The organism is Methylolobus aquaticus (genome assembly GCF_054172105.1).
In genome coordinates this window covers 182,880-208,648 of record NZ_JBSYXP010000006.1, presented here as the reverse complement: position 1 = coordinate 208,648, position 25,769 = coordinate 182,880, and the positions used below count along the sequence as shown (strand labels likewise).

Here is a 25,769-nt window from a genome sequence, read left to right as displayed (position 1 = left end):
GCTCTGTCCTTGCCGCGATAATCCTCCATGCGCTCCGATCGACTCTGTTTAGCGTCTCGTCCCCTGATCATGGGGATCCTGAATGTAACCCCGGACAGTTTCTCTGACGGCGGGCTTTTCCTTGACCCGGAAGTGGCCACGCAAGAAGCCTTGCGTATGGTCGCGGAGGGTGCAGACCTGATCGATGTCGGCGGGGAGTCCACCCGACCTGGGGCCGACCCCGTTGACGCCGAGGAACAGATCCGGCGTGTTGTGCCCACGCTTCAGCGGCTGCGGACTGTGCTGCCGGACGGTTTTTCGATCAGCATCGACACCACGCGCGGCGCAGTGGCAGAGGCGGCGCTGGCGGCTGGAGCCGATCTGGTGAACGATGTTTCGGCGGGGCGTGACGATCCGGCGATGTTCGAGCGGGTGGCCGATCGTGGGGTGCCGATCGTGTTGATGCACATGCAGGGCACGCCGAAGACCATGCAGGATCGACCGTACTACGACAATGTCGTCGACGAGGTGATCGCGTTTTTACTGGAACGCGCCGACTTGGCTATGCGTGCCGGTATCTCCCATGACCGGATATGGCTCGATCCGGGGATCGGCTTCGGTAAGCGGAAGGACGATAATCTGGCGCTGATCGCGCATCTCGATCGGTTGGTCGCGACCGGTTATCCGGTCCTCCTCGGCGCGAGCCGGAAGCGCTTCATGGGGGCTGTCTGCGGCGAGCAGCGCCCGAACGGGCTGACAGCAGCGACGGTGGCCACGACCGCCCTCGGTGTGATGAGTGGAGTGCGCATGTTCCGCGTGCACGACGTACGGCAGAACCGGCAGGCGGCCGATGTGGCCGCCGCGATCAGAACTGTGCGGGAGAGCTCGTGCCCGTAGACGAAGGGAAAAAGGGGAACGCTCAGGCGGCTTGAACCGGGATGGTGTGGCCCACCCGCGCGATCTGGTTGTTTTCGTTCATGTAGAGCAGTGTCGGCTGATAGTTGAGCATCTCGCTCTGACTTAGACCGACGTAGGCACAGATGATGAGGATGTCTCCGACGGCGGCGCGACGCGCGGCGGCGCCGTTGACGGAGATCACACCCGATCCGTCCTTGGCCCGAATCGCGTAGGTCGTGAAGCGGTCGCCGTTGTTGACGTTGTAGATCTGAATCTGTTCGTACTCCCGTATTCCTGATCGATCGAGCAACTCGCCGTCGATCGCGCAGGATCCTTCGTACTCCAATTCCGAGTGCGTTACACGAGCCCTGTGTAACTTTGCTTTGAGCATCGTTGTCTGCATTCGAATGACTCGCTGGTGCGCAGGACCGAAAATTATCCCCTATCGGCCGCCGGCCTTACAAGTTGGGATGCTACGGTGGCGGGAAATGAGCTATTGCTGGCAGACTGACGCCGCCAAGTCGACCCGACGATTATCGATCAGTCGCGTCCTGCCCAGCCAAGCGGCGGCCAGTATGACGAGGGAACGATCCGTGGGGGTCGGAAGGGAGAGGTCGGTGGACCGGCGGACACTGACATAGTCGACCCTAAAGCCCGAGCGGCTCAGGCGTGCCGCGCACTCTGCCTCGATTCGAGAGAAATCCCCGACGCCGCGCAGCAGGGCGGCCGAGCCGTCCGTCAGCGCGCGGGACAATTCGGTCGCTTGCAGGCGCTCATCGGGCGTCAGATAAGCATTGCGGGAGCTGAGAGCCAGGCCGGAGGGTTCCCTTACGGTCGCCCCGCCGATCACGGTCACCGGTATCGCCAGATCGGCCACCATGCGCCGGATGATTACCAGTTGCTGATAATCTTTCTCGCCCAGAATCAAAACGTCCGGCTGCACCCAGTTCAGCAGCTTGCATACGATCGTGGTGACACCCCTGAAGTGTCCGGGACGGTGGCGGCCGCACAGGTCGTCGGACAGTCCAGGGACTTCCACGAACGCATGTCGCTCGGCGCCGTCCGGGTAGATGTCGGTCGTGCGCGGCGCGATCAGCAGATCAGCGGCCGCCGCGATCAATTTGCCCTGGTCCGCGTCGAGGGTTCGCGGATAGGCTTCGAAGTCTTCGCCCGGCCCGAACTGCAAGGGATTCACATAAATGCTGACCACCACCCGGTCGGCCTGCCGTCGCGCCAGTTCGACCAGTGCCAGATGGCCCTCATGCAGATTGCCCATCGTCGGTACGAACGCGATCCTTAGACCGGTTCGGCGCCAGTTGGTGACATGTTCGCGTAGCTCGGATGGACCTTCCGCTACGATCATGGACGGTCGACCCTTTCTGGTGGGGCGGGGAACGCGCCGCCGCGAACGGCATCCCGGTAGCGGACCAGTGCCTGCTGGATGCTGCTCGCCCCGTCGAGGAAATTTCGGGAAAAGCCAGGCTGTTTCGGTGTAAGGCCCAGCATGTCATGCAGTACGAGCACTTGCCCATCGCAGGCTGCGCCCGCGCCGATGCCGATGGTCGGCACCGGTACTCGCGCTGTCACTTCTGCGGCCAGTTCGGGCGGGATGCATTCCAGGACCAGCAACGTCGCACCGGCTGCGACCAGCGCCTCTGCATCCGTCAGCAACTGCTGTGCGGATGCTGCATCGCGGCCTTGCACCCGATAGCCTCCCAGTTTGTGGATGGCCTGCGGCAGGAGGCCCAAATGCCCGCAGACGGGCACGTGGCGCTCGCTGAGAAAGCGGGTGATCTGGATTTGTGGTCCGGCCCCCTCGATCTTTACGGCGTGAGCCCCGGCACGCATCAGGCGCGCCGCGTTCTCGGCCGCTTCGGCAGGTGTCGCGCAGGACATGAACGGCAAATCCGCGAGTACGAAGCCGCGGCGCACGGCGCCCGCCACGCAGCGCGTGTGGTAGACGACATCATCGATCGTGACCGAAAGCGTGGTCGCCGAGCCTTGAATCACCATGCCGAGCGAGTCGCCGACCAGAAGCATGTCGATCTCGGCCGCGTCGACGGCCTGCGCAAACGTCGCGTCGTAGGCGGTCAGACAGGTGATCTTCTCGCGGCGCGCCTTCATCGCGATCAATCCCGGCAATGTCACGCGCGAATCAGGCACGGGTCTCCTCGATGCGGATCAATGGGGACTCCCGCCGCGAACAGGTCAGGATCAAGTCGCTGAGGGGCTGCCCGTCGGGAAGCGTCAGGCTGGGCGCGATTTCGAGCAGGGGTACCAGCACGAACTCGCGCTCACCCAGTCCCGGATGAGGGACCCGCAGCGTTGGCGTGGCGACTGTCTCGTTGCCGTAGAGCAGCAGATCGAGGTCCAGTGTGCGCGGTCCCCATTGCTCACCGATGCGGGTGCGCCCATGCGCGTTCTCTACCTCATGCAGCACCGCCAGCAAGGACTCCGGTGCCAGCCGAGTCTCCACGGCAATAACGGCATTGACATAGTCAGGCTGGTCTTGCGGCCCCATCGGCGCACTGCGGTAGAGGCTCGAAAAGGCCACTTCCCTCAGTTGAGGGTTCTGGCTCAATTCCTGCCTTGCTCTCAGCAGTTGAGATATGGGATCGTTCAGATTCGCCCCGAGGCCGATATAGGCGACGACGGGGCGGTGCTCCGCTCCAGCAGTCATGGGTTCAGGCAACGGCCTTGCGTGGCCGATGACGTCGCCGCCTTGGCTTGCTCCGACCGTTACCGCGGTCCGCCTCGCGCAGCATGGCTTTCTTCTCGGGTTCGTCCGCGTCCTGAAAGCGTGTCCACCAATCCGCGAGCGCTGCCTCGGCTTCGCCCGATTCCGCGCGCAGGACCAGGAAATCGTAAGCCGCCCGGAAGCGTGGATGGGTCAAGAGACGGAACGGTCGTCCACCCTGCAGCCGGGCGAATCGAGGCTGTAAGGCCCAGATGTCCCGCATGGGTTGTGACACGCTGCGGGGAATCGCGATTTGGTGGATCTGCTTCGTGACGATGTCGGCTCCGGCCTCCTGATAGGCAACGATGTCGTTGGCACCGTCGCGGATCTGGTTTTCGGCGTGCTCACGCACCGGTTCCCATAGCAATGCTGCGAACAGGAAATGGGGGGCTACGTCCTTTCCTTCCTGGACGCGACGGTCGGTTCGATCCAGCGCCTGGGCGACGAAGGTCAGAGGGAAACCCTGCTCCTCACGCGACAGGCTGAACTCCGTGTCGGGGAACAGGGCGCCGAAAAGACGGTAGTGCCGCAGCGCCTCGAAGGTCTGAACGGCATAGCCGCCGAGGAACAGCTTCATAACTTCGTCGTACAGGCGAGGGGCCGGTATTTGGCGGAGCAGAGGTGCCATCTGGGGGATGGGACCGGCGCAACTCGGGTGAAGCGTAAAGCCCAGCCGAACGGCAAAACGGATGGCACGGAGCATACGCACCGGGTCTTCACGATAGCGGGCCTCGGGTTCCCCGATCAACTTCAGGGTCGATGCTTTATGGTCTTCCATCCCCCCCAGGTAATCGACAACCGAGAAGTCGGCAATGTTGTAGTACAGCGCGTTGACCGTGAAGTCCCGCCGGAAGGCGTCTTCCTCGATGGTTCCATAGACGTTGTCGCGCAGAATGCGCCCGTTCTCGAGCACGCGGTCTCCGGTCTCGTCGTCCTGGGCGAGTCCGCGAAACGTTGCGACCTCGACAATCTGGCTTCCGAAATGGACGTGCGCGAGCCGAAAGCGTCGGCCGATCAGGCGACAGTTGCGGAACGTTGCGCGGATTTCCTCCGGGCGGGCGTTCGTGACGACATCGAAGTCCTTGGGCTCCCGCCCGAGCAGCAGATCCCGGACGCAGCCGCCGACCAGATACGCTTGGTACCCCTCCTTTTTCAGGCGATAGAGAACCTTGAGCGCGGGATCACTGATCAGGGCCCGTGAGATGCAATGTTCGGAACGAGCGTAGATCCGCGGACCGGGGGGATCGGCCGGCGGTCTGGGAGCCAGTGGCTTGAACAGTCCCTTGAAGAAGTCGAAGATAGCGATCTTAGTATGCCACGTCAGATTGAGTCATCGCGAAATGGTACCTTAGGCGCGGGGTAGGCTCAATCGGCATCCTGTGTAGCAGGGTGGGCATACCGCATCACTGTATTGTCGATGCTTTTTGCCGTATACTCCGCGCCTCTAGCTTGTCCCCATCGTCTAGAGGCCCAGGACACCGCCCTCTCACGGCGGCGACGGGGGTTCGAATCCCCCTGGGGACGCCATACACTTCCTGCCGACGGACCAGACCCGATTACCATTGGCGCGAGCCCGTCGAGCGACCGTTCGGATTCGTCCTATTCCCCTTCCGTTGGACCCGGCACACTCGGTGCAGCACCCCGAAACGTCACGCGCAGGCAATCGTGACCACCGCATGGGCGCGCGATCACCAGTCATTGCGAACCCTGACGGCCCGGACCGTTGTCCCGTGGGTCAGTGCAGCAGTCCGCCCCCCGGGGTTTCAAGACGCCGGCCGGCTTCTTCTGCGATTAATACGGTCTTCTTTATAAGGATTGCCCACGTGGCCTTCTCATCTTGTGCGCGATGAAAAGAGTGCTGGTTACCGGGGGAGCAGGCTTTCTCGGCTCACATCTTTGCGCGGCGCTGTTGGCCAGGGGGGATGACGTCCTCTGCGCGGACAACCTGTTCACCGGGAGAAAAAACCACATCGAGCCGCTGTTTCGGAATCCGTATTTCGAGTTCCTGCGGCACGACATCACCTTCCCGCTCTATGTCGAGGTCGATCAGATTTTCAATCTGGCCTGCCCGGCATCGCCGATCCACTACCAGTTCGACCCGGTGCAGACCACCAAGACCAGCGTGCATGGCGCGATCAACATGCTGGGTCTTGCGAAGCGGGTCAAGGCCCGAATCCTTCAAGCCTCCACCAGTGAAGTGTACGGTGACCCGGAGATTCACCCTCAGCCGGAAGGCTATTGGGGCCGGGTGAACCCCACCGGGTTGCGGGCGTGTTATGACGAGGGCAAGCGCTGTGCCGAGACCCTGTTCTTCGACTATTACCGCCAGCATCAGGTCGACATCAAGGTCGTCCGCATCTTCAATACGTACGGGCCGCACATGCACCCGAACGATGGCCGCGTCGTCAGCAACTTCATCGTGCAGGCGCTGAGCGGAGCGCCGATCACCTTGTATGGCGACGGGATGCAGACGCGCAGCTTTTGCTATGTTGACGACCTGATCGATGGTTTCCTCCGGATGATGGAGAGCCAGCCAGACTTCATCGGACCAGTGAACCTGGGAAACCCGGCTGAGTTCAGCATGCGTGAGTTGGCCGAGAAGGTGCTCGCGTTGACGGGTAGCCGCTCCAAGCTGGAGTTTCGTCAACTCCCGCCTGATGATCCGCGTCAGCGACAGCCGGATATCGCCCTCGCCCAAGAAAAGCTCGGCTGGGCGCCGACCGTCAGCCTCGACGACGGGCTCCGAGAAACGATTGCCTATTTCAGGAGATTGCTGGCCTCATGAAGCTCAGCGTAGTCATTCCCTGCTACAACGAACGCAACACGCTGCGGACCGTGATCGACGCCGTTCGGGCCGCCCCCTACGAAAACAAGGAAATCATCGTCGTCGATGACTGCTCCACCGACGGCACGCGTGACATCCTCCGTGAGCAGATTGCGCCGCTGGTGGATCATGTCCTGTATCACGAGACCAATCGCGGCAAGGGGGCCGCGCTGCGCACCGGTATTCAGGCCGCCACCGGGGACATCGTGATCATTCAGGATGCGGATCTCGAATATGACCCGAACGAATACCCGCAGCTGGTCGAACCGATCCTGCGGGACCGGGCCGACGTGGTTTTCGGGTCCCGCTTCATGGGCGGCATGCCGCACCGGGTACTGTATTTCTGGCATCGCGTGGGGAACGGCTTCCTCACCCTGGTCTCGAACATGCTGACGAACCTGAACCTGACGGACATGGAGACCTGCTACAAGGTCTTCCGCCGGGAAATCATCCAGGGCATTCCGATAGAGGAGGAGCGTTTCGGTTTCGAACCCGAGATTACCGCCAAGGTTGCCAAGACTCGCTGCCGGATCTATGAGGTCGGCATTTCCTACTACGGCCGAACGTATGCCGAGGGCAAGAAGATCGGCTGGAAGGACGGTGTCAGGGCGTTGTACTGCATCGTCAAATACAACGTGTTTCGATGAAGCTGGTCCGCTATTTCTTTGTCGGCGGGGCAGCCGCGCTCGTCGACTTCAGTCTGTTCGCGCTGCTGGCTCGCGTGGCCGGATTGCCATGGTTTCCTGTCGCCCTGTTCAGCTTCACCGTGGCGACGCTGGTGAACTATGTTCTGTCGGTCCGCCATGTCTTCGAAAGCGGCATTCGCTTTTCCCGGCGACACGAGTTGATGTTGGTGTACCTGGTCAGCGCCGTCGGGCTGGCCATCAACCAGGGCGCACTGTGGTTCGGCATCGAAGCAGCCCATCTCGACATGTTGGTCGCCAAACTGGGTGCAACCGGCGCCGTTTTTTTCTGGAATTACGGAGCGCGCCGGTACTTCATCTTCAGCGAGCGCGTCTCGCAGGTTGCGTTCGATGATCCGGATCTGGACTGTTCTTCCACGGGTACGGGCCGTGACGCGTGACTCCGTATGCTGGCGGGGCCCCGGCTTGGATGCTGGTCAGCCTCGACCGCTCGGTGTGAGCGGCCAGGGCGGTCGCCTGCAATCCAATGGCCCCTAAGGCGCACCCTGTCCGGGCGCTGTAGCGCTATCCTGGAGCGCAGGCAATCGCCGTTCAACCCGGCCGGCAAGCGCGGAAAGCGTGTGAGTTTGGTCCGCCGAAACGACCCAGTGCGGATTTGATGCTTCTGCTCCAGACGGTCGATGAACCCGTCGATCTGGTGTTGACACCGTTCCTTCCTTTGCCGCTTGTGAAGGGGCACGCGGGCCCGTTCCGAATTTGCGTTACCCGCCTTCGAGTTCTCCCCCTGGTGAGCCCGTCTTCAGAGCCCTGAACGGGGTCTGCCGGGGGGGCTAGTTCCCCTCAAGTTGGCTGCACCGCTCCACTACCCAAGCGGCGCTGGAGCGAACACTGAATCGGGATCAGGGAATTTTCGGTACTGCCCGGGGTCGTACAGCGGTAACATGCGGAACCTGCGCGTGGCAACGGCGCTGCCCGGGCATCACCGAGCCGTACCCTAGGAGAATCGATGGCCTTTTTGCCCTTTTATCTGCCGCGGTCCAATCCGCTGAACATCGTCATCATTGGCGGCGGCTATGCCGGAATGGCCGCGCTGGTGTCATTACACCGATTTGCGCCCACGGCGCGAGTCACTGTTGTCGACCCCGGCTTGGAGCACCTTAAGGTCACGCATCTACACGAAACCTTTCGGCGACCACTGGCGCCTTTGCGAATTCCCTTCGCAACTCTGGCGCGACGTTTTGGGTGTCGACACATCCAGGCCGATGTCGAAGCTTCCGAGTCCAATCTCTTGGAGTGGTGGGGCAATCGCGGTCTAGTATTAGGCGAGGAATACTTGGGTTTCGATGCGTTACTGGTGACCTGTGGTATCAGCTCGTCGCGAAGAGAGCCTCCCGCAGATGTTTTCGACCTCGGCAGCTTTGCCACGAAAGAGGGTTCAGCTATCGCGGAGGGAGTGGCGTCGAAGGGTCCTGGATGGCTGACGGTAGTCGGCGGCGGGGCCACGGGTATCCAGTTCCTGTTCGAGCTCGCGAGCTATGTGCATCAGCGTCAGTTCCCTTTGAGGCTGCGACTGGTCGACGGCGAAGACGCGGTGTTGAAACAGTTCGCGCCCCCCCTCGGGCAATATGTGCAGGCGCGCATGGCTGATCTGGGAATCGAGTATCTGCCGGAGACCTTTTTTCAGAGCCAGGAAGGTGGCGAGGTCACTTTGCAGAAGGTGGCCAGTTCGGAATTGTTTTCGCTTCCTTCGACGGCTTCATTTCTATTCTTGGGAAAAAATCCTCCGCACCGCCTTACCACCAATATCTTCGGTCAGGTGATTGTAGGCAACGCCACCCTGGAGGGCGTCTTTGCCGCAGGCGATTGCGCTCGTTATCGAGGTCCTGGGTCGAATACCTACACCGCCCAGGCAGCGGTTCGAAAAGGCAAGCTTGCTGCGCGGAACATCCTACGTTCCACCGGGCGCTTGAGAGTCCTGGAGCCCTATCTGCATCGCGACATGGGTTATGTAATCAGCCTGGGTCCGGATGACGCGGTAGGATGGCTTGCGATGGAACGTAATATCGTCGCCGGTTATCCAGCGTTGGTAGTCAAGGAGTTGGTCGAGGCTCAATACGACTTGTTGATGGCAGGCATCGACACTTACATCTTGTAATCGGCGTGGTGAGCGTAACTCCCGGCAGCCCCCGTTTGAGCACGGCTGATACTTAGGTCAAATCACATTTGTCATCGCGCAAAATTATTAATAGTCAAGGGTCTTCAGAAAGCCTGCGTTCAATGTGCGAGGAGGGGTTGGTATGTTTGGTTTTGATAATGCGCCGCTTGTCTCGAAAGCCAGTATCGTGATCGCGCGCTCTCCCGAAGAAGTCTTTCGATTTATCGGGGACGACTTCTTCAAGAACTACTGCCGCTGGTCACCGGAAGTTCAGGAACTGAAACAACTCAGTCCCGGTGCCGTGGGGGTAGGCACGAAGGCGAGGCAGGTGCGAGTCGATCAGGGACACCGGACGGAGTCCATCTTCGGCGTGACAGTATTCCAGCCATACACCAGGGTTTGCTTTGAAGGCATTTCGAATCCCTATAGGTGCGACTACGAGCTCAGAAAGAATGAGGCTGACGGTTCGACGCGCGTCACCTTCGTCTTTGAGCTGCCAAAGCTGGAAATGTACATGCGGCCGTTCGAGAAATTGATCCGTGTCGTTCTTCAGGATGGCGCCGAACGGACGGTGCGCAACCTGAAGAGACTCATTGAAGCCGAGAGCACAGCCTGTGTCGAGTGATACTTGTAGCCAAACTACGGTCCCTTTTTCAAAACACTGATCAAATATTCTTGAGGACAAAAGCCATGAGTTTTGTTGCTGAAAAAGATCCAGGACTTATTCCGCAAGTCTTGTCCGTGATTCTTGACTCCTGCGTCAATGGCGTAACGCTGGCCGATCCCGATATCGAGGATATGCCCATTGTATACGCCAATAAAGCCTTTGAGAGAATGACTGGATACAGTCAGGCAGACATTATTGGGAAAAACTGTCGATTCCTGCAAGGTGAAGATCGAGACCAGGAGGCGCGCAAGCAACTCCGGCAAGCCATCGACAACAGCCAGCCATTGGAGGTCACCATCAGGAATTATCGTAAAGATGGTACGTTATTCTATAACCATTTGATGATCAGTCCGCTGTTCGACGCCAACGGTAAGGTGATTTATTATCTTGGGGTTCAGTATGACGTTACAAATCAAGTCAAAGCAGCGGAGGAAATCAAGCGGCTGAGCGAGAGTCTCGAAGGTCTGTCGCGCAGGACAGCCGCGGATGTCAAGTCCTGAGGCGGCGCTCCGGCCACCGTTACGAATAACAGAGTTGAGGACCTTATGACAACGGTTAGCACCAGCGTTTGCGTCGACTTTACGCCGCAGCAGATGTACGAGCTTGTCAACGATGTGCAGTCCTATCCGCAGTATCTTCCGCTGTGTAGCGATGTCAAGGTACAGTTTCGGTCGCCAACGAATCTACGCGCGACGTTGACGTTGGCCAAAGGTAAGATCAAGTTCTCGTTCACTACCGCGAACAGCATGGTCGAGGGCAAGCGTATCCAGATGAATCTCGTTGACGGGCCTTTCAAATTTTTCCGGGGATCATGGGTATTCGAGCCCACTTCCAAGGGCGGGTGTGAGACGACCTACCAATGTGACTTTGAGTTTTCCAACGGCCTTTTGGGGCTCGCGTTCGGTGGTTTCTTCAAGGACGTCATGGAATCTTTGGTGGATGCCTTCTGTCGGCAGGCTGCCGTGAGATATCCGGCGCGATCCGCCGCGGTAGCCTCGGCAGCCGTTGCGTCCGCGGAAGGCGCCTCGAATTGAAGCGGCACGCATGCCCTTGCGGGGCGTCTTGAGAATGAGTCGTGCCACATAGCCCTGTTTTTCGCTTTCTCGGTGCGTTTGTTCAAGGGGCGGAAAGCCTGCGGCGGCCCTGCCGTGGGTCCCGCGATCGGGTCCCAGCCCTATGCCCATAGGCAAACCACCACCGAAACGACTCGAGCGCCCTGGGTGGATGCGGGGCGCGGACACCTCATTGCGGCGCCGCACGAGTCCGCCGCGGGCGACGGCCGCGATGACGCCGAAAAGGGCAAGATGGCGTTTGGTCGTGTGGATCTTCTTGCTGGGCATTGCCGCCATAGCTTGGCAGGGTCGGGATGAAGGCCGGCCGACTACCCCGACGGCCGTCGCGAAGGAACAGCCCGAGACACTGCCACAGCCTACGGACCTCCGGGCAGCGGACACGTCCGCCACGGAGTCGGGTCCGATGAGTACGACGGAATTTCGCGATCTGCATACCGGAGATGGGAGTCCGGCCCGGGGGGATGTCGATGCGGCACCACGCCAGGAATCGCGCGGTGGGCAGCCCGTCGAGCGCAAGGAAACCGTCGAACAGACTACGCAGTTGATCCTGGACGCTGACGACAGCGGTAGCTATTACGTCAAGGGGACAATCAATGGCGAAAGTGTGCTGTTTCTGCTCGATACAGGTGCGACTTGGATTTCGATACCCGAACGTCTGCGCTGGCGGCTGGATCTGCAGCGCGGGCGATATGTCAAGGTCGCTACGGCCGGCGGCGTCGTCGGTAATTACGAGACTCGGGTGGGGTCATTGGATGTGGGGCCGTTTCATTTCCAGGACGTTGCGGCGGCGTTGAATCCCTACGCACCGAACGATGTTGTGTTGCTGGGCATGAGTGCGCTCAAGGATGTCCGGTTCACCCAGACAGGGGGACAACTCATTCTAAGCCGGCAGCACGCGGACGAGGCGAAGGTCGTGGCGCCACGGCTCTCGCCTGAGACGCCGGAACTGGTGATTCGGCGCTCGGTTCGCGACTGCATGGGGCCCTCGAATGTTCTCAATAGCGAAGCGCTCAAGTGCATCGAGGGTCGGTGATCGCGCCCGCGTCAGCGCGGAACGGCTATGGTCGCGCTCGAGCTGGGCGGAACCGGATTTGTTGTGTTGTCCCCAGTCGGCTGGTGCCGAAAAGGCTTCGGAGCAATAATGGCGCATTGAGGCGTGCGTGAGTGATGCGGGAATGTGGCTGCAGAAGACGATCCGGTTAAGGCCGCGGGCGCGCGGCTTCCACCTTGTTACGGAAGAGTTGTGGGAGGCTCTGCCTGAAGTCAGGCAGATCGAAATCGGGATTGCGAGCTACTTCATCCAACATACCTCGGCTTCGCTGTCGATCAACGAAAATGCGGACCCAACGGTGCGACACGATTTGGAGGAATACCTCAGTCGCGTCGTTCCCGATGGTGCTTCCTTCTTTCGCCACACCTTGGAAGGCGCGGACGATATGCCAGCGCATATCAAGTGCGGTTTGATCGGCACGAGCGTGATGGTGCCGATTGGCTCGGGCCGACTTCTGCTCGGCACATGGCAGGGCATTTACTTGGGAGAGCATCGGGACGACGGCGGCGCACGAACAGTGGTAGCAACAGTACATGGGCAGCCCCAGCGGGCGCGTTGAAGGAAGAGGGTGCATATGGCCGCTATTTTGAGAAGCTTGTCGACAGCCGTTGGACTGTCCTTGTTCGCCGTGTTCTCCGTGGTCGCCGCTGAGGGAGGGGCGTGGGATGCGCCGACCGAGGCACTGTCTGCCCCGGTTGAAATCACCGTCTACCGGAGTCCGAGCTGCGGCTGCTGCGGCAAATGGATCGAGCATGTCAAACGCCACGGATTCGTGGTCAAGGATATCAAGGATGACGACATGGACGCGGTGAAGCAGCGCCTGGGTTTACCGGAGAAGCTGAAATCCTGCCACACCGCAGTCGTAGGCGCTTATCTGATCGAAGGTCATGTGCCGGCGGGGGACATTAAGCGACTACTGAAGAGCAAGCCGAAACTGGATGGTCTGGCCGTTCCCGGCATGCCCGTGGGGACACCGGGTATGGAGATGGGTGCCCGTAAAGACCCGCTCAGTGTCCTGGGCTTTACAAAGGACGGCCGCACAACCGTATTTTCAGAATACCGCTCGTATTGATCTCGCTAGACCACTTTCCTTGGGGTTGCGGTTCGCGGAACCCGCTCCATCGTAAATGCTTTCGGGACCTGGGCGCGTTTTGGCCAGGTAGCGTCACGGCGCCCGCGTTGCTTGATGCGCGGGATCTCAGCATCCCAACACCTATGGCGACTTGAAGCCTCGGAATTTCCGCGTCGTCGTAATGATGCATACTCCTTCGCCAATCCAAACTGACATTGCCCAAAAATTGATGAAGCAACTAACGGTTTCCGAGTGCGGCGCGGCCCCCGTCGGCACGCCCGGTGCGCCGGTGTTTGCCCTGTCCGCACCGGCCCATACTGCTCGATGCCGACTGGCGCTGCTGGTTGCGATGGTCCTCGTTGGCCCGTCCTGCGCGACCCGGCCCTCAACAGTTCGCAATGTCACGATCGTCGAGCAGCCGACCGGCGACTCCTCCGAGGCTACGGCAGCGGCTGCGGTGCGTCGGCGTTCGGCCGACGAGTTCGAGCGGCACACCTTCACGGTGGCCGAGAACCAGTCGGTCGTCGGCACCCTGCTGAGCATGCCGATCGGCCCCAACGAGACCCTCTCCGACGTCGCGCGCCACTTCGGCCTGGGTTACGAGGAAATGGCCCAGGCCAATCCGGATATCGACCCGTGGGTTCCGGCCGCGAACAGCGAGGTATTGATCCCGCAACTGTTCGTGCTACCTCGGGCAGCGCGGCGCGGCATCGTGATCAATCTCGCCGCGATGCGCCTGTTCCGGTTCAAATCGAGCGACGGGGCGACCCAAGTCACGACCTATCCCGTGGGCATCGGACGTGAAGGCAAGTCGACCCCCACTGGTACCATGGCGATCGCGCGGAAGACCAAGAATCCCGCCTGGTATCCGACGAAGAACATCCTTGCCGATCATGCGAAGCGTGGCGATCCACTGCCCGCGATGGTGCCGCCGGGGCCGGACAATCCGCTTGGTGCCTATGCGATGTACCTCACCCGGCCGAGTTACCTGATCCATGGGACGAACAAGCCCTTCAGCGTCGGACTGCGGGCCAGTAATGGCTGCATTCGCATGTATCCCGAGAACATCGAGCCGCTGTTCGGTGCCTCGGCCCTCCGGGATCCGGTGCAGATTGTCAACCAACCCTACCTGTATGGATGGCGTGGCGACGTGCTTTATCTTCAGGCCTACCCGCCGCACGAGGAACTGAACCCAGGGCCGCTAAGGGCCGCTGTCGAGGCCGACCTCCGCGCCGTACAAGACAGTAAGAGCCATCCGCTCGACTGGGACCGCGTCAAGCAGGTGCTGCGGGAGGCGCGCGGTATACCCATTCCGATTTCGCAGGGATCGCCGGCGCCTGAAGCGTTCATCGCATCCGCGGTGCGTGTCGCGCATCCTCAGGTGCTTTACGGCAAGCCGGAGCTGCCGAGTCAGGAGGGCGAGGGTTGGCATGTGTTGGCTACCGACACCGCCAGCGAGATTACCGCCCGCCGCGTCACGGCCGTCCTGATGCATCAAGGGCCGCCGATACCGGCCAAGCCGGTTGAGGTGGGAGAACGCTATCAGGTCATCGCGGGTCCCTTCCCGGATTCCAAGGCAGCGAAACTCGCGGCCCATCGCATCCGGGCCGACCTCGAACTGGAACCACGCATCCTGGCCCCGGACGAACAGGTCGCCGGCCAAGCGCTTCCGGCGGCGATGAAGAGCGCTCCCGCGCCTCAGTCCGCGGGCAATAGCGCGGAGCGTTCGGTTCCGAAGTCTGACGGAAATGCTGGCGCTGCGATGAAGGAAGAGCCGGCATGGCGCGAGTCCATCGATAACGGTCCCAGTAAGAGCGATGCGGCAGCCGAAGACGGCTCATACGGTACGAGCGGTCTTTCCGCACCATCGGCAGTCGCGACTCCGACCGAGGAAGCGCGTCCAGTCGGTGAGCCAACGGCGCCCGTCACCGATGAGCCCATCTGGACCGAGGCCCCGCCTGCCGACCGGGCCGCCCCGGCGGCAGCAGAGGAACCCGTCGATCCCGTGGGATCGTCGCCGCCGCCGGCGGCACCGGAGACAGGTTACACGACGGATGACGCCCGCCAGTCCACACCGGGACCGGATCCTTACGATGCCCGGACGTGGCCGGAGGCGGAGCCGACGACCACGGATAGCGACGCTTCTTCCGAACAGGAAGATGAGAAAGAGAAAAGACGAAAAGAGGCGGAAGCCGAGCGTGATCCGCTGAATCTGGTTCCGCTGGAGTATCCTCCAGTGATCTACGCCCCCGGCAACAGCGCCGACCCGATCCACTTCATCGAGCCGGGCAATCCCTGACGAAGTCCCGAGCGGTGCCGCAAAGCAGGCGGACCCATAAGATGGCGCTGCGCGCCCTCCGAACTCTGGATCGCTAACGACTCCTGGAATCCGCGGACACGGGATCGGATGATCCCGGCGCACTCTTTGCACCGACGTGGAGGGTCTGCACCGTTTTCCGCGACGCTGGGCTTCGTGTCGTCCCATTCGCGCCCGCATCCGCCCGTCATCTGGCGAATCGCGGGCACCTCCTCGAGTCGGAACGAAATCACTACGACATTAAGCCCTATCGTCAGCTTACGGGCCATTGGCAGGATGCATGTCATGCCCGCTCGGCCGCAATCGATATCCCGTATACCGGTACCGCATCGCTGCCCATGGGCATCGGGAGCATCGCGAACTTCGACGCGATTACGATTAGATCGCCTCTTACGCTTGCCTGAGGTTCCACCATGCGTGGTGCACGGGCCGCCAAATAACTGCCCCGTAATGATTAGGCCACCTCTCTAGATTGAATGGCATGTAATGGTGGTATTCCCTAAGGATTAAACCTCTAAAGCGCTACCTATTTTGTGTCAGGACGAGCAAGGTGGTCCGTCGTATTTTCCTATTTGGCTATAGGAAATCGTACGCATTGCTCAGAAAACGCGCCTTATCGCCTAATGTAATCGCAAACGGAGGTGCGAGTTGTCGTGCTGCGCGGTGACTCATGTAATGGGATTGCATGTGAAACGTTATTATCGCGTCATTAGGTTTTGAAGGAATATCGAGAGCGGCGATGAGCTGTCATGCTGGCAAGCTGGAAACCAATAATAATTGGACTTTGAGTTTTCAGTGAAAGCCATGTTGTCGATGGGCCGGACTTTCTAATGAAGTGACCTTTTGCGAGGTGGTGCCGCACAGTGCGCACCCTTGTATCAGTGCCTTCTTTGAGTGGGGAGAGAATACGGTGAAAAGTATATTAGTTCGACGCGTGGCGAGTGCCATGGCGCTGGGGCCGGTCGGGCTCGGCGCCGTCCTTGCTATTTCGGTTGGGGAGGCGCAGGCCGCGGATGTCAGGGCACTGGAGGAACTTGGAAAAAGAGTGTTTTTTGATCCTATCTCGCGACCAAGAGGAAGGCAGGCCTGTGCCAGCTGTCATGATCCAAGTACCGGCTGGACGGGCCCAAATTCCCGAGTTAACTCGTCTATCGTGGCAAACCCCGGGGCCGCGTTTCACGTTTTTGCGAGTTTTCGTGGTCGTTTTAAACGGTTCGATGCGATCGGCAGTCTTAAACCTCCGAGTTCAGCTTATGCGGCCGGTGGAACCGACCTAGTCGACTACGACGGCACGACGCGGCTTGAATTCAAAGGTGTCCCCGTATTCCAAAAGGACTGTGGTGGACCAGCGTTCGTTCCTGAAGGGTGCGGGGGCGTGTTTTGGAACGGCCGAGCAGAGGGTGCAGGTGTGGATGGGAATACTGAACCGCTCTACAAGTATGATGCGGACGAACAAGGTAGGCAGCGCGGCGGGACCGCCACCATCACGCCGGATGATGTGTTCATCAGTGGTACGGAGGACCCTGATATAAAACGCTTTCTAGGTCCGGTCGCTGAACAGGCCCTGAATCCCTTCCTGAATCCGAAGGAGCAAAATACCGATCAGAAAGCGGTTTGTGAGCACGTGCAGAGGGCTAGGTATGCCGAACTATTTGAGATTGCTTGGGGCGAGCCTATTTCATGCACCGAGGCTGTCGTTCATTCCTACACAGACAAAAACAACCCCGCCAAGACGGTGGATGTGACTGCTCTTGTTCGAAGCTATAAGCGTATCGGTGTCGCGCTCGCCGCCTACCAGGCATCGAAAGAGGTCAACCAGTTTAGCTCCCGTAGGGACAAAGCCCTGAGGAGTGATCCGGATCATCAGTTTCCGGTGCGCGACTTTAACGACATGGAGAATTGGGGACACGATCTCTTTTACAGAACGTTCTTTCCACCTGTTGGGCCATTTCCAGTGGGGACTCCATCGCCATGCGAACCCACGAGAGTCACTGTAGAACCCAAAGCGGGGAATTGTGTAGCTTGTCATGACTCTCATAACGAGGCAGGCGTTTCGTCCGATCCAACAGGGGTGGCGGTGGATCAATTTTACGCAGACCCCTTCTACCACAACATCGGGGCCCCCTTGAATCGAGAGATTCCGAACAATCCGGGCGCTGATCAGGGGCTCTTCGCACACACGCTTATCGAAAGAGACCTTGGGCACGTTCGAACACCTCCCCTGCGGAATGTCGATAAGCGGCCAAGCACAGTGTTTGTGAAGGCTTACGGGCACAACGGTTGGTGGAAGAGTCTGGAGAGCATCGTGCATTTTTACAACACGAGCTTGGTTTACCGGGAGGTGTGTCCGGACATAGACAACAACGACCGATGTGACGATGACCCAGCCTCAACTGACAATCCAAACAGTACGGCTGCCATATGGGAAGGTGGCGCCATTAAGCGTTGTCCGCCTGGTCCAAGGAATCAGCCGATGACGGAAAGAGAGGCAAAGGCGGCTAACTGCTGGCCCGAGCCGGAGGAGAAAAATGGGGTGGCGATCGGCGCGGTGGTCGGCGATCTGCATCTGAATTCCTGCGACGAAAAGGCGATCGTTTCGTATCTGAAGACCCTGTCGGATACGATACCGGTCCGTAAGCCCGGGATCTATCAGCCGGGTCGCCGCTAAATTACACGCGGGGGGGGCGGAAGACTCACAGTAACGCTGCTTTACTCAACGTAGGGCGCCTTCGGCTCAGCTCTGATCTAGCCGAAGGCGTTCAACGTGTCAGTTCCTTAATTTTTCCTTCATCGGTGACTGTTGACCGCAGGTGGCAAAGAGCTTACCGAACCTCGTCAGTGATGCTCCTTAAACCTTCAAAACGAGCGTGAGATACCTGGGGTGAGGGAGTCCCAGGGAATCTATTGGTTTACCGATAGCTCAGCTCAAAACGGAATATCATCATCGAAGTCATCACCACCCATCGGGGGTGGTGCAGTCGCCGGGGCGCTCGCACGCCTCGGGGCTTGCTGGCGGGGCGCCGCGGCACCGTAGCGGTCATCGCCACCACCCCACGAGCCGCCTGAATCTTCTCCGACACCCATCCCGCCGCCTCCGCCGGCACGGTCCAGCATCTGCATTTCGTTAGCGACGATTTCGGTCGTGTAGCGATCCTGGCCGGTCGTCTTGTCCTGCCATTTGCGCGTACGCAAGCTGCCTTCGATGTAGACCTTGGCGCCCTTGCGAAGGTATTGGCTGGCGATCTCCGCGAGCTTCCCGAAGATCGCTACGGAGTGCCATTCGGTGCGTTCCTGCTGCTGCCCGGAATCCTTGTCTCGCCAGGTCTCGCTGGTGGCGATACGCAAGTTGGTGACCGCCGACCCGCTCGGCATGTAACGGGTTTCAGGGTCTGCACCCAGGTTGCCGATCAGTATGACTTTGTTGACACCGCGACTGGCCATCAGCGTTCTCTCCTCAGCTGGTATGCGTTTCAAGGGTCCCTGGACGCTGCGTTGGCCATCGGTGGCCTTGATGCTTGGCGGCGCTCGGGGACGGAAAAAGGAACTTTCGGGGGCGCCGTCAGGCCTCGGGCGCCGGCACAGGTAAGAGGTCGATCAGCATGTCGCGATCGAGGCGGTCGCGCTCGACCTTCAGATAGGCGACGCCGTCATCGCTCAACACGACGGCTTCGGTGACGCCGGGCACGCCGAGCAGCTTCCGACTCAGTTGTGAGGCTTCACCGTTCGGCATGTTGCCGACGCGGACGAGGAGACTGCTGACCTGCTTCGGCGGTTTCATCGTCAAGGCCAGCAACGCCCACAGCAGCGCAATCAGCGCACACGCCAGGAATACATATACAGCGCCGAAGCGTCCGTAGATCAGTCCGCCGCCGATGCCACCGACGAATGATCCGAGGAACTGCGCGGTGGAATAGACGCCCATCGCGGTGCCCTTCATTGCCGCAGGGGCGGCCTTGGACACCATCGACGGAAGGGTGGCTTCAAGCAGGTTGAAGGCGGTGAAGAACAACGCCAGCACGGCGCCGATCACGAGCGCCTGATCGTTCGTCAGGAACAAGGCCAATTCCGCCGCGCCGAGCAGTGCCACGAAACTGACGAACACGGGTTTCATCAGCCGCTTCTTTTCCGCTAGGATGATGAACGGCACCATCGCGAACAACGAGATGCCGAACACGGGCAGATAGATCTTCCAGTGCTCGCTGGTTTCCAACTGGGCGTGATCGCGCAGGATCAGCGGCAGCGCAATGAAGGTCGCGGTCAGGATCAGATGCAGCGCGAAGATACCGAAATCGAGGCGTACCAGTTCAGGGTCGAACAGAACCCGGCCGAAGTAATCGGACTGCGCCTGTGTGTCGCGGTGGAAGCGCGACACCGTCGGTGTCGGCACCGCGGTGTACAGCAACAGCAGGCTCAGGCCGGCGAGTCCCGCAATGATCCAGAACAAACCCGGTACGCCGACCCAGCCCGAGAGCACGGGTCCCGTCACCATCGATAGCGCGAACGACAAACCGATACTGATGCCGATCAGCGCCATGGCCTTGGTGCGGTGCTCTTCCCGGGTCAGGTCCGCGGCCAGCGCCATCACGACGCCCGCCACCGCTCCCGCGCCCTGCAGCGCTCGGCCGGCAACGATGCCATAGATCGAGTCGCTGAGCGCGGCCAGTACGCTGCCGGCCGCGAACAGTAGCAGGCCAATGGTAATCAGCGGCTTACGTCCGTACCGATCGGACCAGCGGCCAAAGGGGATTTGCAGGATGGCCTGCGTGAGTCCGTAGGCGCTGATCGCGAGGCCGATCAGAAAGGGACTCGAATCGGGCAGATCCCGCGCATAGATCGAGAAGACCGGAAGAATCATGAACAGGCCGAGCATGCGACACATGTAGATGCCGGCCAGCGAGATGCTGGCGCGCATTTCGGTCGGCGTCATCGGGGAATCGAGTTCGAGCTGGGCCTTCACGCGCGGGAATTTTGCTTCGCAGTCAGTTGTCTGCGTATAGTATCAGGTTATCCTCCGAGCTTGAATTTGACATGGACACGATTCAGATCCGCGGCGCACGCACTCACAATCTGAAGAACATCGATCTGGATCTTCCACGCAACAAGCTGATCGTCATCACGGGTTTATCCGGTTCCGGCAAATCCTCGCTCGCCTTCGACACGATCTACGCCGAAGGACAGCGGCGCTACGTGGAATCCCTGTCCGCCTATGCCCGGCAGTTTCTGTCGATCATGGAGAAGCCCGACGTCGATCACATCGAAGGGCTGTCGCCGGCGATCTCCATCGAGCAGAAGTCGACCTCGCATAATCCCCGGTCCACGGTCGGCACGATCACCGAGATCTACGACTACCTCCGCCTGCTGTTCGCGCGCGTCGGCACGCCCCGGTGTCCCGAGCACGGCATCTCGCTCGAAGCCCAGACGATCAGCCAGATGGTTGATCACCTGCTGTCGCAGCCGGAGGACAGCCGCTGGATGCTACTGGCGCCGGTGGTGACCGGACGTAAGGGTGAGCATGCGCAGGTGTTGGAAGGCTTGCGGGGTCAGGGTTTCATCCGGGCCCGCATCGACGGCGAAGTCTTCGAACTGGACGATCCGCCGAAGCTGGATTTGAAGCGCAAGCATACGATCGAAGTCATCGTCGATCGCTTCAAGGTCCGCGCCGGTCTGACCCAGCGCCTCGCCGAATCCTTCGAAACCGCGCTGCGGCTGGCCGACGGCATCGCGCTGGCGGTTGCGCTCGATGAGCCCGTCACTGAACTCGTCTACTCGGACAAATACGCCTGCCCGCACTGCGGCTATTCCCTGAGTGAACTGGAACCGCGGATCTTCTCGTTCAACAACCCGAACGGCGCCTGCTCGCACTGCGACGGGCTCGGCGTCATGCAGTTCTTCGATCCGCAGCGCGTCGTGCATGACGAGCAACTCAGCCTGGCCGGCGGCGCGGTGCGCGGTTGGGACCGGCGCAATGCCTATTACTACCAGATGCTGCGTTCGCTCGGGGAGCATTACGGCTTCGATCCGGAGCAGCCTTTCGGCAGTCTTCCCGACGCCATCAAGGACGTCGTGCTGCATGGCAGCGGCGGCGAGGTGATCGCCTTCCATGTGCCGGGCGCGCGCGGCCAGACCCTGACTCATCGGCATCCCTTCGAAGGTATCCTGCCGAATATGGAACGCCGTTACCGTGAAACAGACTCGGTGCTGGTGCGCGAAGAACTGGCAAAATACCTTTCGAGCCGCCCGTGTCCGGAATGCGAGGGCACCCGGTTGAATCGGGCGGCACGCCATGTCTTCATTGGCGATACGACGCTGCCCGCCGTGACCGAGTGGCCGATTCGCCGGACCAGCGCGTTCTTCGACGACCTGACGCTGACCGGGCGACGGGGGGACGTCGCGGCGAAGATCGTCAAGGAAATTCGTGCGCGGCTGCAGTTTCTGGTCAACGTGGGGCTGGACTACCTGAGTCTGAACCGTAGCGCCGAGACCCTGTCCGGTGGCGAAGCCCAGCGGATTCGCCTCGCGAGTCAGGTGGGAGCCGGCCTGGTCGGTGTGATGTATGTGCTGGATGAGCCGTCGATCGGTCTCCACCAGCGCGACAATGCGCGTTTGCTCGACACGCTGGTCCGCCTGCGGGACATCGGCAACACCGTGATCGTCGTCGAACACGACGAGGATGCGATCCGCCTCGCAGATCACGTCGTCGACATCGGTCCGGGCGCCGGCGCGCACGGGGGGCGCATCGTCGCCTCCGGCACCCCGCACGAGATCATGGCGAACCCCGATTCGCTGACCGGCCAGTACATGTCCGGCGCTCTGCGTATCGAACTGCCCGAGCGGCGTGCCGCGGCGCAGACCGACCAACGGCTGCGTATCCGGAATGCCCGCGGCAATAACCTGCATGGCATCGACGTGGAGATTCCGGCCGGCTTGCTGGTCTGCGTCACCGGGGTGTCCGGTTCCGGCAAGTCGACGCTGATTAACGACACGCTCTATCGTTGGGTGGCGCGGGAGCTGAACGGCGCCGCAGTGTCACCGGCGCCTTGCGATGGCATCGACGGCCTCGAGTTGTTCGACAAGGTCGTGGACATCGATCAGAGCCCGATCGGCCGCACGCCGCGGTCGAATCCGGCGACTTATACCGGTCTGTTCACACCGATCCGGGAACTGTTTGCCTCGACGCCGGAGTCGCGGGCACGAGGTTATTCGCCGGGCCGTTTCAGCTTCAACGTCAAGGGCGGCCGTTGTGAGTCCTGCGCTGGCGATGGTCTGATCAAGGTCGAAATGCATTTCCTGCCCGATGTCTACGTCCATTGCGACGTCTGCAAAGGCCAGCGCTATAACCGCGAGACGCTGGACATCCGCTATCGGGGCAAGACCATCCATGAAGTGCTGACGATGACGGTGGAAGAGGCCAATCACTTCTTCTCGGCGATCCCAACCGTGTCGCGGAAGCTGCAGACGCTCGTCGACGTCGGCCTGTCCTATGTGACCCTCGGGCAGAACGCGGTTACGCTGTCCGGGGGGGAAGCCCAGCGCGTCAAGCTGGCGCGTGAGCTGTCGAAGCGCGACACAGGGAAGACGCTGTATATCCTGGACGAGCCGACCACCGGTCTGCATTTCCACGACATTCAACAACTCCTGCGGGTGTTGCACCAGTTGCGCAATCACGGGAACACCGTGGTAGTGATCGAGCACAATCTCGATGTCATCAAGACCGCCGACTGGATCATCGATCTCGGGCCCGAGGGGGGCGACGGGGGAGGGCGCGTCGTTGCGGCGGGCACGCCCGAGGACATCGCGAATGATCCTTCGTCCCATACCGGGCGCTTTCTGTTGCCGGTGCTGATGCGCGAGCGCGCCTCCCCGGTAAACGGGGCCTCTGCCCCCCACCCGGTCATGGCCGGCGCCGATGCCGATTGATTGGTCGCCGGCGTTCCGTCCGGCGCGCTGGCTGCAGGGAGCACACCGCCAGACGATTTGGCCAGCGCTGTTCCGGCGCATCCCACCATTTGATCGGCAGCGCGAACGGCTGGTAACGCCGGATGGCGATTTTCTGCACCTGGACTGGTTCGGCACCGGGACAGGGCCCCTGATCCTACTGTTGCATGGCCTGTCGGGCTCGTCCGAATCAGGCTATTTACGAGGCCTGCAACTCCGGCTCGCGCAGTGCGGGTTTCGCACGGTCGCTATGAATTTTCGGGGGTGTAGCGGTGTCATGAACGACACCGCCCGCTGCTATCACTCGGGTGAAACCACCGATCTCGACTTCGTAATCGGCATTCTCCGCTCGCGGGAGCGGGACACGCCCATTGGTGCGGTCGGTTTCTCTCTGGGCGGTAACGTGTTGCTCAAATGGTTGGGGGAGCGGGGCGATCAAGCGGCAATGTTCGGCGCAGTCGCCGTCTCGGTTCCCCTGCGACTGGACCTCTGCGCGACGCGCATGGATCAAGGTGCCTCCCGGTTGTACCGCGACCGCCTGCTGCGCGAATTGAAGGACTACTTGTCGGTGAAACGCGCTCACCTGAAACGCATCGGGCGCGCGGATGAGGCCCGGAGCATCGAGGCGCTTGGCGACTGGCGCGCCATCCGCTCTTTCTGGGAATACGACCAGCAGGTCGTGGCCGGTCTCTACGGTTTCCGTGATGCCGCGGACTACTACGAACGCTCAAGCGCGCGGCAGTACCTGCGTGGGGTTCGTGTTCCGACCCTGGTCATCCAGGCGCTGGATGACCCCTTCATGACCCCGGCCGTGTTGCCGGAAGCGGACGAACTCTCCGCCTCCGTACTGATCGAAGTGACGCGGGCGGGCGGGCACGTGGGCTTCGTCGAAGGATACGGACCGGCCCAAGCCGGGTATTGGCTTGACGGCCGCATCCCGGACTTTTTCGACGAGCAGCTCGCCTCGCTCAGACATGCGGCGGCGAGACCCGACCGTTAAACTATGCGCCCTGCGCTCCGCCCTCGAGGCGCTCCCATTCTCGTAAGACCATGAGCCGATACGACCCCGAACACGATTTGACGTTGAGTGAAGTTGGCAGGCGACTGTGGAACCCCATCATTCGTCTTGTGGTGTCCGCCTGCCAGCGGTTTTACTTTCGCGCGGTCGAGTCAGTGGGCCAGCACAAGCGCGATATCCTCATCGCGCGCGTCGAAAACGCGCGTGACAGCCTGGAAGAGGCGAAAGACCAGTTCCAGAGCGCGCTCGACAAATTCTCGGCGTTGACCCATTTCGACGGCGGCGAGTTGGACGACGTTTATCGCCAGTTGAAGATCGAGTTCGATTACAGCGCCGCCAAGGCCTTGGCCGTGAAGGATCGCATCGATGCGGTGCAGGACGTAGCGGAAGCGCTGTTTCAGGAGTGGGAGAGCGAGCTGGATCAGTACAGCAATCGCAGCCTGCGCGCTGCCAGCCGCCAGAAGCTCAAACAAACCCAACAACATTACGGTCAGCTGATCACCGCAATGCGCCGCGCCGAAAGCAAGATCGGACCCGTGCTGGGCGTGTTCCAGGATCAGGTCCTTTATCTGAAACACAACCTGAATGCGCAGGCCATCGTGTATCTGGAGGATGAATTAGTCGGCATGACCAACAATGTTGCCGGCTTGATCGGTGCGATGGAACGGTCGATCGGCCGCGCGAATGACTTCGTGCGCACGCTCAATGGGCCGCGCGCGCTGTCGGTCGACGGGTGATCGCCGTCAGTGTCGGACCGGGCGGAGGGGCGCCGACGCAGGGTGCTCAGGGCAGGTGGACGGGGGTCGTGAAGACCCAGTCGCTGTCCTTCGCTCCGGCATGGCAGCCAAAACACTCCTGCGCGAAATTCGCATCCGTGCCGTAGGGCCGCTGTTCCGTTCCCAGCCAGCGCCCGAACCCCCAGCCGCCGGTTGTGGCGTACCGAGCCGAGTCCTTCACCATGAACTCGGTGTGAACGAGTGCGTCGGGCACGATCGCGGTGGCGAATTTCGGGTGGCTGCGTTCCTTCCACACGATCTTGGCAAGGACGGCGCCTTCAGGCCAAGGTTTGGTCTGTCCCTCGCGCGCTGCAGCGATGGCGACATCGTTTCCGAGGATGGCGCGCAGAGTCCCGTTCTCGGTGCGATGCGATACGCCGATCAAGCGCCAGTCCTGGTAGCCCTCCGGGCGCTGGAGCCCGTTCGGCGCGGGCTTCAGCTCAGCGGCGGCTGTCAGACTCGTCAGGGTGGCCAACACGGCGGCCGCAATCAGCTGGGCGTAGCATCTCATCGCGTGGATCCTTCGTAAGTTATGGGCTGCCAGGCGGCGACGCGCTAGCAGAAAGGCGGGGCAGCAGCAAAACGCGCGAGTGTCTCTTGACGTACCCGGTGTGGAAAGGCCTA

General features: G+C 60.9%; 24 protein-coding genes and 1 tRNA gene. 17 read left to right on the top strand and 8 right to left on the bottom strand.

Annotated elements, in window-relative coordinates:
• The first annotated feature begins 27 nt into the window (after positions 1 to 27).
• A complete protein-coding gene (gene folP, locus ACW73L_RS10040; RefSeq protein WP_498921773.1) occupies positions 28 to 876 on the top strand; it encodes a dihydropteroate synthase in 849 nt (282 codons plus the stop codon).
• Between the two features lie 22 nt (positions 877 to 898).
• Here the strand turns inward: folP and panD are convergent, their stop codons facing one another.
• The 5 genes from panD to pcnB all read right to left on the bottom strand — a co-directional run bounded on the left by panD (position 899) and on the right by pcnB (position 4,802).
• Entirely contained in the window at positions 899 to 1,279 is a 381-nt protein-coding gene (gene panD / locus ACW73L_RS10035) for an aspartate 1-decarboxylase (protein ID WP_498921772.1), read from the bottom strand.
• Between the two features lie 90 nt (positions 1,280 to 1,369).
• The gene (panC, locus tag ACW73L_RS10030) at positions 1,370 to 2,239 is read right to left on the bottom strand and encodes a pantoate--beta-alanine ligase (protein WP_498921771.1); all 870 of its coding nucleotides are present in this window, start codon (positions 2,237 to 2,239) and stop codon (positions 1,370 to 1,372) included.
• A complete protein-coding gene (gene panB / locus ACW73L_RS10025) occupies positions 2,236 to 3,039 on the bottom strand; it encodes a 3-methyl-2-oxobutanoate hydroxymethyltransferase (protein WP_498921770.1) in 804 nt (267 codons plus the stop codon). Before panB ends, panC begins: the two co-directional genes overlap by 4 nt.
• Entirely contained in the window at positions 3,032 to 3,556 is a 525-nt protein-coding gene (gene folK / locus ACW73L_RS10020; protein ID WP_498921769.1) for a 2-amino-4-hydroxy-6-hydroxymethyldihydropteridine diphosphokinase, read from the bottom strand. Before folK ends, panB begins: the two co-directional genes overlap by 8 nt.
• A gap of 4 nt (positions 3,557 to 3,560) precedes the next feature.
• Positions 3,561 to 4,802 (bottom strand): polynucleotide adenylyltransferase PcnB, encoded by a 1,242-nt coding sequence (pcnB, locus tag ACW73L_RS10015; RefSeq protein ID WP_498921906.1) that lies wholly within the window; start codon positions 4,800 to 4,802, stop codon positions 3,561 to 3,563.
• Between the two features lie 262 nt (positions 4,803 to 5,064).
• Between pcnB and ACW73L_RS10010 the strand changes: the two genes are divergently transcribed.
• The 13 genes from ACW73L_RS10010 (at position 5,065) to ACW73L_RS09950 (ending at position 18,084) form a co-directional block, all read left to right on the top strand.
• Positions 5,065 to 5,140 (top strand) — tRNA-Glu (locus ACW73L_RS10010).
• Positions 5,141 to 5,459: 319 nt separating this feature from the next.
• Positions 5,460 to 6,398, top strand: coding sequence for a UDP-glucuronic acid decarboxylase family protein (locus ACW73L_RS10005; RefSeq protein ID WP_498921768.1), 939 nt, complete (start codon positions 5,460 to 5,462; stop codon positions 6,396 to 6,398).
• On the top strand, positions 6,395 to 7,084 hold the full coding sequence (locus ACW73L_RS10000; RefSeq protein WP_498921767.1) for a glycosyltransferase family 2 protein: 690 nt from the start codon (positions 6,395 to 6,397) through the stop codon (positions 7,082 to 7,084). Before ACW73L_RS10005 ends, ACW73L_RS10000 begins: the two co-directional genes overlap by 4 nt.
• Positions 7,081 to 7,521 carry a GtrA family protein gene (locus ACW73L_RS09995; RefSeq protein WP_498921766.1) on the top strand — a complete coding sequence of 147 codons (441 nt, stop codon included), beginning with the start codon at positions 7,081 to 7,083 and terminating at the stop codon, positions 7,519 to 7,521. Before ACW73L_RS10000 ends, ACW73L_RS09995 begins: the two co-directional genes overlap by 4 nt.
• Before the next feature lie 566 nt (positions 7,522 to 8,087).
• Entirely contained in the window at positions 8,088 to 9,236 is a 1,149-nt protein-coding gene (locus tag ACW73L_RS09990) for an NAD(P)/FAD-dependent oxidoreductase (RefSeq protein WP_498921765.1), read from the top strand.
• A 142-nt stretch (positions 9,237 to 9,378) separates the two neighbouring features.
• Positions 9,379 to 9,861 carry an SRPBCC family protein gene (locus ACW73L_RS09985; protein WP_498921764.1) on the top strand — a complete coding sequence of 161 codons (483 nt, stop codon included), beginning with the start codon at positions 9,379 to 9,381 and terminating at the stop codon, positions 9,859 to 9,861.
• Between the two features lie 65 nt (positions 9,862 to 9,926).
• Positions 9,927 to 10,403, top strand: a complete 477-nt coding sequence (locus ACW73L_RS09980; protein ID WP_498921763.1) for a PAS domain-containing protein — start codon at positions 9,927 to 9,929, stop codon at positions 10,401 to 10,403.
• A gap of 45 nt (positions 10,404 to 10,448) precedes the next feature.
• The gene (locus ACW73L_RS09975; protein ID WP_498921762.1) at positions 10,449 to 10,937 is read left to right on the top strand and encodes a type II toxin-antitoxin system RatA family toxin; all 489 of its coding nucleotides are present in this window, start codon (positions 10,449 to 10,451) and stop codon (positions 10,935 to 10,937) included.
• Between the two features lie 442 nt (positions 10,938 to 11,379).
• Positions 11,380 to 12,009 carry a retropepsin-like aspartic protease family protein gene (locus ACW73L_RS09970; RefSeq protein WP_498921761.1) on the top strand — a complete coding sequence of 210 codons (630 nt, stop codon included), beginning with the start codon at positions 11,380 to 11,382 and terminating at the stop codon, positions 12,007 to 12,009.
• 142 nt (positions 12,010 to 12,151) lie between these two features.
• Entirely contained in the window at positions 12,152 to 12,586 is a 435-nt protein-coding gene (locus tag ACW73L_RS09965) for a secondary thiamine-phosphate synthase enzyme YjbQ (RefSeq protein ID WP_498921760.1), read from the top strand.
• A gap of 69 nt (positions 12,587 to 12,655) precedes the next feature.
• Positions 12,656 to 13,099, top strand: coding sequence for a DUF411 domain-containing protein (locus tag ACW73L_RS09960; RefSeq protein ID WP_498921905.1), 444 nt, complete (start codon positions 12,656 to 12,658; stop codon positions 13,097 to 13,099).
• 229 nt (positions 13,100 to 13,328) lie between these two features.
• Positions 13,329 to 15,398 (top strand): L,D-transpeptidase family protein, encoded by a 2,070-nt coding sequence (locus ACW73L_RS09955; protein ID WP_498921759.1) that lies wholly within the window; start codon positions 13,329 to 13,331, stop codon positions 15,396 to 15,398.
• A gap of 928 nt (positions 15,399 to 16,326) precedes the next feature.
• Entirely contained in the window at positions 16,327 to 18,084 is a 1,758-nt protein-coding gene (locus tag ACW73L_RS09950; RefSeq protein WP_498921758.1) for a cytochrome-c peroxidase, read from the top strand.
• Positions 18,085 to 18,341: 257 nt separating this feature from the next.
• Here ACW73L_RS09950 and ssb read toward each other — a convergent pair whose 3' ends face one another.
• Both ssb and ACW73L_RS09940 read right to left on the bottom strand, forming a co-directional pair.
• On the bottom strand, positions 18,342 to 18,857 hold the full coding sequence (gene ssb / locus ACW73L_RS09945) for a single-stranded DNA-binding protein (protein WP_498921757.1): 516 nt from the start codon (positions 18,855 to 18,857) through the stop codon (positions 18,342 to 18,344).
• Positions 18,858 to 18,975: 118 nt separating this feature from the next.
• A complete protein-coding gene (locus tag ACW73L_RS09940) occupies positions 18,976 to 20,343 on the bottom strand; it encodes an MFS transporter (RefSeq protein ID WP_498921756.1) in 1,368 nt (455 codons plus the stop codon).
• A 101-nt stretch (positions 20,344 to 20,444) separates the two neighbouring features.
• On the opposite strand from ACW73L_RS09940, the gene uvrA reads away from it, so the two are divergent.
• From uvrA to ACW73L_RS09925, 3 genes are read left to right on the top strand one after another with little or no spacing between them, the layout of a single operon-like run.
• A complete protein-coding gene (uvrA, locus tag ACW73L_RS09935; protein WP_498921755.1) occupies positions 20,445 to 23,333 on the top strand; it encodes an excinuclease ABC subunit UvrA in 2,889 nt (962 codons plus the stop codon).
• Complete coding sequence (locus ACW73L_RS09930) at positions 23,323 to 24,351, top strand: hydrolase (protein ID WP_498921754.1); 1,029 nt, start codon at positions 23,323 to 23,325, stop codon at positions 24,349 to 24,351. The genes uvrA and ACW73L_RS09930 overlap by 11 nt, the downstream gene beginning before the upstream one ends.
• Positions 24,352 to 24,401: 50 nt before the next feature.
• The gene (locus ACW73L_RS09925; protein WP_498921753.1) at positions 24,402 to 25,106 is read left to right on the top strand and encodes a DUF2959 domain-containing protein; all 705 of its coding nucleotides are present in this window, start codon (positions 24,402 to 24,404) and stop codon (positions 25,104 to 25,106) included.
• Positions 25,107 to 25,152: 46 nt separating this feature from the next.
• On the opposite strand, the gene ACW73L_RS09920 is transcribed toward ACW73L_RS09925, so the two are convergent.
• Positions 25,153 to 25,656 carry a cytochrome P460 family protein gene (locus ACW73L_RS09920; protein WP_498921752.1) on the bottom strand — a complete coding sequence of 168 codons (504 nt, stop codon included), beginning with the start codon at positions 25,654 to 25,656 and terminating at the stop codon, positions 25,153 to 25,155.
• Positions 25,657 to 25,769: the final 113 nt, after the last annotated feature.